This is a genomic window from Rheinheimera sp., from assembly GCF_020217005.1.
Classification (GTDB): domain Bacteria; phylum Pseudomonadota; class Gammaproteobacteria; order Enterobacterales; family Alteromonadaceae; genus Pararheinheimera.
Map to the genome: position 1 here is coordinate 1 of NZ_JAIWOI010000211.1, position 10,000 is coordinate 10,000.

General features: G+C 50.3%; 11 protein-coding genes. 4 read left to right on the plus strand and 7 right to left on the minus strand.

Going from position 1 to position 10,000, the window contains the following annotated elements; translation table 11 throughout:
- Positions 1 to 22: 22 nt before the first annotated feature.
- Positions 23 to 445 (minus strand): organic hydroperoxide resistance protein, encoded by a 423-nt coding sequence (locus LDL40_RS10350; protein WP_300995266.1) that lies wholly within the window; start codon positions 443 to 445, stop codon positions 23 to 25.
- Between the two features lie 301 nt (positions 446 to 746).
- Here LDL40_RS10350 and LDL40_RS10355 point away from each other — a divergent pair, with 301 nt between their 5' ends.
- The 3 genes from LDL40_RS10355 (at position 747) to LDL40_RS10365 (ending at position 2,848) form a co-directional block, all read left to right on the plus strand.
- Positions 747 to 1,208 (plus strand): EF-hand domain-containing protein, encoded by a 462-nt coding sequence (locus tag LDL40_RS10355; RefSeq protein ID WP_300995267.1) that lies wholly within the window; start codon positions 747 to 749, stop codon positions 1,206 to 1,208.
- A gap of 76 nt (positions 1,209 to 1,284) precedes the next feature.
- Positions 1,285 to 2,118: a DUF692 domain-containing protein gene (locus LDL40_RS10360; protein WP_300995268.1), complete on the plus strand. Its 834-nt coding sequence runs from the start codon at positions 1,285 to 1,287 to the stop codon at positions 2,116 to 2,118.
- On the plus strand, positions 2,111 to 2,848 hold the full coding sequence (locus LDL40_RS10365) for a DUF2063 domain-containing protein (RefSeq protein WP_300995269.1): 738 nt from the start codon (positions 2,111 to 2,113) through the stop codon (positions 2,846 to 2,848). Before LDL40_RS10360 ends, LDL40_RS10365 begins: the two co-directional genes overlap by 8 nt.
- A 73-nt stretch (positions 2,849 to 2,921) precedes the next feature.
- On the opposite strand, the gene LDL40_RS10370 is transcribed toward LDL40_RS10365, so the two are convergent.
- The 4 genes from LDL40_RS10370 to LDL40_RS10385 form a co-directional block, all read right to left on the minus strand.
- A complete protein-coding gene (locus LDL40_RS10370) occupies positions 2,922 to 3,419 on the minus strand; it encodes a DoxX family protein (RefSeq protein ID WP_300995271.1) in 498 nt (165 codons plus the stop codon).
- Positions 3,416 to 4,051, minus strand: a complete 636-nt coding sequence (locus LDL40_RS10375) for a ferric reductase-like transmembrane domain-containing protein (protein ID WP_300995272.1) — start codon at positions 4,049 to 4,051, stop codon at positions 3,416 to 3,418. Before LDL40_RS10375 ends, LDL40_RS10370 begins: the two co-directional genes overlap by 4 nt.
- A gap of 134 nt (positions 4,052 to 4,185) precedes the next feature.
- Complete coding sequence (locus tag LDL40_RS10380; protein WP_300995273.1) at positions 4,186 to 5,484, minus strand: HAMP domain-containing sensor histidine kinase; 1,299 nt, start codon at positions 5,482 to 5,484, stop codon at positions 4,186 to 4,188.
- 2 nt (positions 5,485 to 5,486) lie between these two features.
- Positions 5,487 to 6,227, minus strand: a complete 741-nt coding sequence (locus LDL40_RS10385) for a response regulator (protein WP_300995274.1) — start codon at positions 6,225 to 6,227, stop codon at positions 5,487 to 5,489.
- Between the two features lie 247 nt (positions 6,228 to 6,474).
- Between LDL40_RS10385 and LDL40_RS10390 the strand changes: the two genes are divergently transcribed.
- Entirely contained in the window at positions 6,475 to 7,782 is a 1,308-nt protein-coding gene (locus LDL40_RS10390; protein ID WP_300995275.1) for a short-chain fatty acid transporter, read from the plus strand.
- Between the two features lies 1 nt (position 7,783).
- On the opposite strand, the gene LDL40_RS10395 is transcribed toward LDL40_RS10390, so the two are convergent.
- Both LDL40_RS10395 and LDL40_RS10400 read right to left on the minus strand, forming a co-directional pair.
- Positions 7,784 to 8,470 (minus strand): DUF6445 family protein, encoded by a 687-nt coding sequence (locus LDL40_RS10395; protein ID WP_300995276.1) that lies wholly within the window; start codon positions 8,468 to 8,470, stop codon positions 7,784 to 7,786.
- Positions 8,470 to 10,000 (minus strand): tryptophan halogenase family protein (locus LDL40_RS10400; RefSeq protein ID WP_300995278.1); only part of this gene is annotated, 1,531 nt, incomplete at its 5' end. The genes LDL40_RS10400 and LDL40_RS10395, both read right to left, overlap by 1 nt.

The following is a 10,000-nucleotide window of genomic DNA, read 5'->3' on the forward strand; positions in this document are numbered from 1 at the left end:
CCGCGGTGAAGCGGGCTTTGAGTTAAATCAGCCTGATAGTGACTGCGATATTGCCGCGCGTGGCTTTAGAGTATGGGCAGATTTGATGTGCCTTGTCAGTCAGCTGTTGTGCATGCTCTGGCTCCAGACCCGGCAAACTGACATTTAGTCGCGCTTGTAAAAAGTAGGCGTTGTCGGTCAGGCCTAAATCAATTTCAGCATCTACAGCTGTCTCTTTAGGCAGCGTCAGATTGAGTTCGGCTGCAGCTTTCCCCATGGCACCAATAAAACAGGCGGACCAGCCAGCGGCCAGTAATTGCTCTGGATTCGTGCCAGGCCCTGCAGAACCTGGTACCGACAATTTAATATCTAACCGACCATCAGAGCTTTGGGATTCACCAGTGCGACCACCAGTGGTGTGGGTTTTACCTGTGTAAACAACTTTTTCAATGCTAGCGATCATCATTTTTTCCTTTCAGGAGGTTGATAGTTTGCCATCAAAGGCGTGGTCGGGTTGTGACAGCCCGATAAGAGTTAGTTTTTCATTTGAATGTGCCGCGGATATGTCCTGATCTGGCTCAGGTGTAATGTTTTGTAGCTGGCAGCCTTACAGATACAGAGTGATACAAATCCAGTGGTTCTCCGATACGTTGAGGATACAAGCCTGGGGCTTAATAGCTCTACCCGAACAAGCAGACTTTGTTTGGCAACACGCCATCATGGCATCAGCACGCGGACATGCCGCGTTAGATATCTGGAGAAACAATATGTCTCGTAATCAATCGTTAAAAACAACAGGCTTAGGATTTATGACCGTAGCGTTAGTCGGTGGTTTAAACCTGAGCTCAGCGGCCTTTGCTATGGACTCTTTACCTCAAGGTTACCAACTGACGACTTTGGTAAAAGTAGGTGAAGGTAAATGTGGTGAAGGTAAATGCGGTGCAGCAGAAAGCAGCACCAAAGTAGCAGCGACTGAAGGCAAGTGTGGCGAAGGTAAATGTGGTGATGCCTCTTTTGCCACTACGGATACAGACGATGACAATTTGGTTTCGCGCAAAGAGTTTCTGGCTGTGGCGCCAACCCGTGCTGAAGTCTTTAACGAAATTGATACAAACCGCGATGGTTTTTTGTCTGAAGCAGAGACCTATCAATACATGAAAAGTGTTTATGAATCCAATGGCAAAGACTTACCACAAGAGCTGTTTACCCGCCTGAGTCAGGCGAAGTAATACAGGTTGTTTTAACTAAGCTAACCCCCGCCATGCTTTTTGCTGGCGGGGGCTTTTTTATTGGAGGAGAAAGCTGATGATCACACAGACTACTTTACAAGGTGCTGGCCTGGGTTTACGCCGTGCTTTATTGCCTGAATTACTGAGCATGGATAGCCATGTAGTTGATTTTCTTGAATGTGCACCTGAGAACTGGATAGATGTGGGCGGTGCTTATGGTCAGCAACTGATGAGTCTGGCGGAGCGTTTTCCACTGAGCTGTCATGGCTTGTCTTTGTCGTTAGGAGGCCCTGCGCCACTGGATATGCAGTTACTACAGCGCAGCCGTGCTTTTCTGGATCGCTTTCAGGTGCCTCTGTTCAGTGAGCACCTGAGCTATTGCTCTGATGAAGGCCACTTATACGATTTATTGCCTCTGCCCTTTACGGACGAAGCTGTGTTGCATCTGGCTGCACGTATCCGTCAGGTGCAGGATGTGCTTGGGCGACGTATTGCGGTGGAGAATATCTCCTATTACGCCGCGCCTTTTCAGGCCTTGGCTGAAATTGAGTTTTTAAAAGCGGTGATCAGTGAAGCCGATTGTGATTTGCTGCTTGATATCAATAATTTATATGTGAACTCCATCAACCATAATTATGACGCTAAGGCCTATCTGGCGGCTATTCCGGCTGAGCGGGTGGTCTGTATGCATGTGGCCGGTCACTATGACGAAGCTGTGGATTTGAAAATAGACACTCATGGCGCGCCGGTAAAAGCCGACGTCTGGAGTTTATTGCGTCTGGCTTATCAGCGTTTTGGCGCTGTACCCACCTTATTGGAGCGGGATTTTAACTTTCCGCCTTTGTCGGACTTAGTGATGGAAGTATCACAGATACGTCAGTTGCAACAGCAGGGAGTCCGCCATGGATAGGACCTTAGAGCAGCAATTACTTAGTCTGGCACATTATGTGCGCAACCCTGCAGGTTGTGCACCTCCACCAGGGATCGAAGCCCGGCGTCTGGCGATTTACCGTCGTTTGTTTTATGGCAATATCGAAGCCATGTTGGCTTCAGGCTTTCCGGTACTTTCTGCCAGCCTTGGTTCTGCCGACTGGCATAGGCTGGTGCAGGATTTTTATGCCAGTTACCGCTGTCAGACGCCCTTATTCACCGAACTTGCCTCTGAGTTTGCGTTTTATCTGCAGCAAGGCGTGGCAGAATCTTTGAAACTACCGCTGTGGCTGGCAGAGCTTGCGCATTATGAGCAGGTTGAGACTGTGTTGTTGCTTAGTCATGCACAACCGCCTGTCGTTCCTGCAGTGACTGAGCTGCTGGATACTGTGCTTGTGCTCTCTGAATTGGCTTGGCCTTTAGCCTACCAATGGCCCGTCTGTGATATAGGACCTGCTCATCTGCCAAAGCAGCCCTTGTCAGAGCCAACCTTATTACTGGCGCAGCGCAAAGCCGACCATCAAGTGCACTTCTCCCGCCTGGCTCCTCTGGCTTATGCTTTGCTGGTCTCAGTGCAACAACAGCAGTGGACAGGGCGGCAGCATCTGACCGCATTGGCTGATAGCATGGAGGTGACGTTGGACGCTGTTTTACCTGCAGGCAAAGCGCTGCTGGAACAGCTACATCTGCAGGCAGTTATTTCGGGCTAGGCACTGAAGCATAAAAAAGGGCTGAAGATAATTTCAGCCCTGCTGCCACCTGTAGTACAACATGAATTCAGTATCAGCTGCGTTTACGCAGCAAAGCATCCAGGCTCAACTGGCCTGCGCCTTTAAGCAGCAGCAAAAATAACCCCAGCATATAAATCAAAGGTAACTTGTAATTGCCATAACCTTTATCACTGATGGAATAGCCCATAGCCAACTCTGATAAAGTGGACCATTCTGCGGGCCAGTGCACCGCAGCGGTCGCCACTAAGGTCAGTAGCATAAGCACGAGGCTGGCCAGACGGGTACCCAGACCCAGCAGTAGCAAAACCGGGGCTATTAACTCCACCCACATCGACAGCTGCCAGTTCAGGTTGACCGGTAACAGATTAAAGGGCAGCGGAAAATTCGACTGGATTTGCCCAAACCAGTTCTCTCCGTGCCATTTCTTCAGACCTGCTTCAAAAAACTCCCAGGCCAGAAACAAGCGCAGTGGGACATCAGCCAGCCAAAGACCGGCCGTATTCAAAGATGCAGATAAGGTTTTTGTCAGGGACTTCACAGAATCATTCATCGCACGGCCCCACTCTTTACCGATTTGCGGCTATGCACTGCTACTTTTGCTGTGAGCTTTAACACAATGGCCGACACCATGATGCTAAAACCAATCAGATACCAGGGGTGCATCGGAATACGTTTGTAAAAGGACAGGCAGAAAATAGCGGCTATCACCCAGGTACCGGCTGAGTGCAACAGTTTCCAGATGTTGAAACCCAGCAGACGAACCATCACAGGAAAGGAGGTGATCGTCAGCAACAAAATAAACAGATAACCCACAGAACCGGGGATATTGGCGGTTGCGGTGCGGCCATTCCAGAAGGTTTCAGGAAACATAGTGGCGTAAATCATGATCAGAATACCGTGCACCAGATGCGAAAACGCAAAGGACAAGCCGAGAAAGCGCCTTTCCCTAAGTAGCGCTTTGGTGCCCTGGTTTGGCAACAGAATCACCAGCGAAGAGGCTAAAAAGGTCAGCAGGAATAATGTAAAGGAGGTGCGGGCTGTGACACGAATAGCGCTGCGTAAGGCATCCACTAATTCGGTATGCCACAGCATGGTACTGGTCGCGAACAGCAACACAGCTAACGACAGCAGCGCAAATAAAGTCCAGCCACGCAGGCCGGACCCGGAGTTGGTATAAGTCATGGACAGGATCCTTCAGATTAAGCGCGCCATGCGGGATGCAGTCGCTGCTTCGCTGTCCATTCTCTGTGTTTGCTGTATCCCCAATATGTCGGCGATCAGGCCTTTTGTATCTCTATGTATCCGGTATTGTTACATCAGCGGGGCAATTCGACAGTAACACATAAGCCGCCTTCAACACGGTTTTGTAGCCTCAGGTGGCCGCCTAGCGCATGGCTGAGTTGTTGTGCTATAGCCAGCCCTAAACCTGTGCCCCCAGTCTCCCGATTGCGTGAGCTTTCGACCCGATAAAAAGGCTGCAGCACTTGCTCCAGTTCTGCTTCTGGTATACCAGGCCCCTGATCCAGTACCTGCAGTTGGATGCCAGATCCCATGTTTTGTACGGTTAATTCGGCACTGCCACCAAATTTCAGCGCATTATCTGTCAGGTTGGTCAGGATACGGCGCAGCGCATGAGGTCTGGTATTGATCACCGCGGCCGCACTGCCTGTGAGACTGACGGCCTGGCCGCTGTCCTGGTAATCACAAACTAAACTATCGAGAAAGGCATCCAGGTCGATACGACATTCTGGCTCTGCGGCACTGTCCATGCTGCGGGCGTAAGCCACGCCTTCTCTGACCAAATGCTGCATTTCGCTTAAATCACTCCACAACTTGTCTTTTTCCAACGAGCCATCCATTTGCTCCACCCGCAGTTTCATTCGGGTGATAGGGGTTTGCAAATCATGTGAAATAGCGGCCAGTAGTTGCATCCGCTCTTTCAGAAAAGCGGCAATACGGCTTTGCAGCGTATTAAAAGCACGGGCGGCGTACACCACCTCGCTGGGGCCTTGTTCATCCAGCTCCGGGCTGGGCGCATCCGGGTCCAGTTGATCCACAGCCTGTGCCAAGCGGGTTAAAGGCCGAATGGCCATATGCACCGCCAGCCAGGTACAGCCCAATAAAACCAGCAGTTGCAGAATAAGTACTATAGGTAACCACTGAGCTATAGGTATAGCGCCTGGTGTAACATCCAGTGTCAGTCGCTTGCCGTCGCTTAAAGTCATATGCACCTGAAAATGAGGTCGTGATCCGGGCATAGTCTGAAACACGGGTTCGAATCGTTTGGCGACTGACTGCGCAATAGTCAGAGCGGCCGCATGGGGCTGCTTCATATCCATCGGCTCGCCAAGGATGGGCTGGTCCAGCAGATACCTATAGTTGCGTCGTTCCACTAAAGACAACCAGCCCGCTCTTTCTTCAGCTGGTAACCTGTCCAGTAAGGCCACTGCTGTACTGACATCTGTGGATAAATTATTCAGCATCACGTTGCGGCCTGTCTGGTAGCGCTCATAAAACTGCGAGCTGAAGGACAAACCATAAGCCAATATCAGGCCTACTAATAAAATAAAGGCCAGGCGGGCGGCCAGACTTTGAGGCAAACGCAGCGGCTTCATGCTCAGGTGTCCGGTTCAAGCAGTTGCAGTGGTAAGGTAAAGACATAACCTTCGTTGCGCACTGTTTTGATGCAGGCCGCTTCGCGGGCATCATCACGCAGGCGCTGGCGTAAACGACTCACCAGCAAATCGATGGAGCGGTCAAAAATATCGGCTTCACGGCCTTGAGTCAGATTGAGTAATTGCTCACGGCTCAACACTCGTTGCGGATGATCCAGAAAGACCCGAAGCAATCTGTATTCGGCGCCACTTAAAGACACCACTGTGCCTGTATTATCCAGCAAATGCCGGGCACTGGTGTCGAGCCGCCAGTCGCCAAAGCCTATTAAACGGCTGCTTTCAGTGATCTGCAGGTTAGGTGGCAACATTCTGGTGCGTCGCAGTACTGCATTGATCCGTGCCAGTAACTCTCGGGCAGAAAAAGGTTTAGTCAGGTAATCGTCAGCGCCCATTTCCAACCCTACTATACGGTCGGTTTCGTCGCTGCGGGCCGTCAATAACACAACAGGAATGGCTTTATGTTTGCTGACGCGCAGTTCACGGCATAAGCGCAGGCCATCATCTCCCGGCATCATAATATCCAGTACAATTAAATCGACCGTATTGGCTTCGAGGAAAGAACGCATTTGCCGGCCATCAGCAGCCAGACTGACCCTCATGCCATTTTTAGTCAGGTAGTTGCCTACCAGTTCACGGATTTCTCTGTCGTCGTCGACAACCAGAATATGTTCACCCTGTTCCATGACTACCCTTAGTATCTGAGATCGCCTTAGTCTATCTGAAGCATCCTGAGTTCTCTAGGATGAGCTGAATCAGGATTTCGGCTCTCATGTCGTCAATAGCACTCAGCACTGCATCAGATAGAAGTCAGAGCTGTGATGAAAGCTGAGGCTCACGCAGGCTGTAGCCGGAAAGGCGCTGCTTTAATTGCCCGGATAAGCACAGTGCTTTATGGTAACAGCAGAAGCAGATAAAAATGATGGATAAAAGATGCTAAACGCCGTTGCTAAACCCCTGGTGAAACTGGTCGAGCGTTACCTGCCTGACCCTTATATTTTTGTGTTGTTATTGAGCTTGTTGGTGTTTGTTGCTGCCATCCTGTTTGAACAACAAAGTCCTTTGGCTGTGGCGCAGCAATGGGGCGATGGATTTTGGGGCTTGCTGAGTTTTTCGATGCAAATGCTGTTGGTGCTGGTAACAGGTTTTATGCTGGCAAGCACTCCTTTCGTCAGCTCTTTGCTGGACAGGCTGGCGCTGCTGGCCAAAACTGCGGGTCAGGCCATAGTGCTGGTGACGCTGGTGTCTTTAGCCGCCAGCTGGCTGAACTGGGGTTTTGGTTTAGTCGTTGGGGCTTTGTTTGCTAAAGCTTTAGCGCGGCGGATCCAGGTCGATTACCCCTTACTAATCGCCAGTGCTTATTCAGGTTTTGTTATCTGGCATGGAGGCTTGTCGGGTTCAGTGCCTTTAACTATTGCCACGTCCGGCCATTTTTCCGAAGCTCAGATAGGCATTATTCCAACATCCGACACTATTTTTTCCTCGTTTAATCTGCTGCTGGTGGTGGCTTTATGTCTTGTGGTGCCGCTGTTGAATTACCTGATGCGACCTAAAACTGAAGATGCGGTTTATATAGACCCGGCTAAGTTAACCCCTGAAACTCTGCCCGATTTAACCACAGCACGACCTGCCGATAAGCTGGAAAACAGTTTTGTGATCACAGCTTTAATCGTCGTGGCCGCAGCGGCTTATTTGCTGCAGTATTTTGCTAAAGCCGGTGGGCTGAATCTGAATATAGTGAACTTTCTGTTTTTGTTTCTGGCGATTTTACTGCATGGTACACCAAGGCGTTTATTGCATAGCCTGCAGCAGGCCATTCAGGGCGGGGCTGGCATTATTATTCAGTTTCCGTTTTATGCCGGCATTATGGCGGTGATGATGCAGTCGGGTTTAGCTCAGTCTTTATCGCAGTGGTTTGTCAGCTTTGCTACGGCCGACAGTCTGGCGTTCTGGACTTTTATCAGCGCTGGTCTGGTGAATATTTTTATCCCTTCCGGCGGTGGTCAATGGGCGGTGCAGGCTCCAGTGATGATACCCGCAGCTTTGGAATTAGGGGCTGAAGTCAATCGTATTGCCATGGCTGTGGCCTGGGGCGACGCCTGGACTAACTTAATCCAGCCGTTTTGGGCTTTACCTGTGTTGGCAATAGCAGGCCTTAAAGCCAAAGATATTATGGGCTATTGCCTGCTGCAATTGCTGGTGACAGGGGGGATCATCAGTCTGGTGCTGAGTTTTGTCTGATTCAGCCTGAAGTGGCAGACAAAAAAGACGCTATGGTGAATCGTCCTGACAGGGGATTCAGGTCGTATTGGTAGTCAGGCCCTATATCGCCTGAGTGTAACGAAGAACAGCGGTACAACACCAGTCGGTTAAAACGGGCAGGCACAGTGGCTATCACTTCAAACAGGGGGGTGTCGCCGCAAATATAACCGCTGGGCTGCCCATGCTTTTGAACATCGGCCTGCAGTGCGTGCTGGTAATGGTTTTGGCGCTCTGGAGTAATGGCTTCATAACCTGTACTGCGGTGACGGTAAAAACTGGTGCCGCCATGCTGTTCACCACATAAATAATAAATGGCTGCCAGTTGGTCCGGGCAGGGCCGGTCAAAATGCGGAATAGATTGCAACAGCGACAATTCGGCTGCCGGGGTACAAACCAGAGAAAAGTAGCTCTGAACCTGCTGGAGCTGATCTGGTGTCAGGCCAAAACAGTCCCGAATGGGCTGGGCTAACTGTTGCAGCAGAAACGCAGAAAAAGCCGCTGGCGCCGCAGAACGCAAGCCCGGATAAAGGCCAGCAGCCTGCCGCACGTCCCCTTGTTGTAAGGCGTAGCGGATCAGTCGCTCGGGCTGAGGAATAAAATCATCCACCACCAGCAGCGGCTGTTGCTGCTGGCCTATCCGGCTAAATTGCATCACAGCTGGTTTCATCAGTAGATTTTTCCGGCTTTGCAATGCTGGTCGATAAAGCTTTGGTGCGATGGCATATAGTCGACAGATTTGCGGATCACGCTGCGAATACCTTCCAGTCGTTTTTCCAGTTCAGCTTCAGGAAACAGGTCCACCATAGGGTGGTAGGCTTTGGGTGTGATGCCCTGACCCAACATAACTTCAAACCAGCTCAGATCGCTGAACATTTCATTGTTAAAGCGGAAGATACGGCCACTGGCCTTAAATTGTTGGATTTTCTGGTTTAGCTCTTCCGGCACTGACATAGTGCGGCAATAGTTCCAGAACTCCGAATCATTCCGCTCTGTGGCATGGTAATGCAGGATCAGAAAATCCCGGATCTTGTCATAGTCAAAATGCATCTGGCGGTTGAATTCGTCTATGTCACTTTGGGCAAAGTTGCGATCAGGGAAAAAACTAAACAGCTTGGAAATAGTGGCTTGTACCAGATGCAAACTGGTGGACTCCAGCGGTTCCATAAAACCACCCGCCAGCCCGACAGCCAGACAGTTTTTATTCCAGAATTTTTTGCGTTTACCTGTGACAAAGCGGATAGGTCTGGGTTCGGCCAAAGCTTCCCCATCCAGATTTTTCAGCAAAATAGCGGTTGCTTCGTCTTCCGACATAAAACGGCTGCAAAAGACATGGCCATTGCCGACTCTGTGTTGCAACGGAATGCGCCATTGCCAGCCAGCAGGCTGGGCTGTGGCTCTGGTAAAAGGCCAGGGTTCAGACGTGCTGGCACTGGGCACAGCTATGGCTCTGTCGCAGGGCAGCCAGTGACTCCAGTCTTCGTAGCCGGTTTTTAAGGTTTGCTCAATCAGCAGGCCACGAAAACCTGAGCAGTCGATAAAAAAGTCCGCTTCATGTTCAGTGCCATCGGCCAGGCGCAAAGAGTGGATAAACCCATTGTCCAGTTGTTTGACCTCAACCACTTCACCTTCAGTGCGTTGCACGCCCCATTGTTCGGCTAACTCCCGTAAATACCTGGCAAAAAGCCCGGCGTCAAAATGAAAGGCATAAGCGATATTCGACAGCGGCGAGTTACCTGCATCCATGGACCGCATAAAACGTTGTTCAAGGCAGGCCAGCGAACTAAGGGTGTATTCATCCAGCGGCGCCGCTTTACCCAAGGAGCGCATTTTTAACCAGTAGTGATAAAACTGCAGTCCTTCCATATTTTTGCCGACTTCACCAAAAGCATGGAAATAACTGCTGCCTGGTTTTTGCCAATCCACAAACTGAATACCCAGTTTAAAGGTGGCCTGAGTACGGCGCATAAAGTCATTTTCGTCCAGGCCAATCAAATCGTTATACAACATGATTTGCGGAATAGTAGCTTCGCCTACACCTACAGTGCCTATCTGTTCGGATTCTATGACCTGAATTTGGCAGTACTGATTTTTTAATACTTTCCCTAAAGCCGCAGCTGTCATCCAGCCGGCAGAGCCTCCACCTAATACGATGATTTTTCTTATTTTTTCTATCATAACAACCTCAATGTGAAAGCTG

Excerpts from the sequence above, each read along its gene's own strand:
- LDL40_RS10350 (WP_300995266.1), bottom strand. The coding sequence starts at position 445 with ATGATGATCGCTAGCATTGAAAAAGTTGTTTACACAGGTAAAACCCAC.
- LDL40_RS10355 (WP_300995267.1), top strand. The coding sequence starts at position 747 with ATGTCTCGTAATCAATCGTTAAAAACAACAGGCTTAGGATTTATGACC.
- LDL40_RS10360 (WP_300995268.1), top strand. The coding sequence starts at position 1,285 with ATGATCACACAGACTACTTTACAAGGTGCTGGCCTGGGTTTACGCCGT.
- LDL40_RS10365 (WP_300995269.1), top strand. The coding sequence starts at position 2,111 with ATGGATAGGACCTTAGAGCAGCAATTACTTAGTCTGGCACATTATGTG.
- LDL40_RS10370 (WP_300995271.1), bottom strand. The coding sequence starts at position 3,419 with ATGAATGATTCTGTGAAGTCCCTGACAAAAACCTTATCTGCATCTTTG.
- LDL40_RS10375 (WP_300995272.1), bottom strand. The coding sequence starts at position 4,051 with ATGACTTATACCAACTCCGGGTCCGGCCTGCGTGGCTGGACTTTATTT.
- LDL40_RS10380 (WP_300995273.1), bottom strand. The coding sequence starts at position 5,484 with ATGAAGCCGCTGCGTTTGCCTCAAAGTCTGGCCGCCCGCCTGGCCTTT.
- LDL40_RS10385 (WP_300995274.1), bottom strand. The coding sequence starts at position 6,227 with ATGGAACAGGGTGAACATATTCTGGTTGTCGACGACGACAGAGAAATC.
- LDL40_RS10390 (WP_300995275.1), top strand. The coding sequence starts at position 6,475 with ATGCTAAACGCCGTTGCTAAACCCCTGGTGAAACTGGTCGAGCGTTAC.
- LDL40_RS10395 (WP_300995276.1), bottom strand. The coding sequence starts at position 8,470 with ATGAAACCAGCTGTGATGCAATTTAGCCGGATAGGCCAGCAGCAACAG.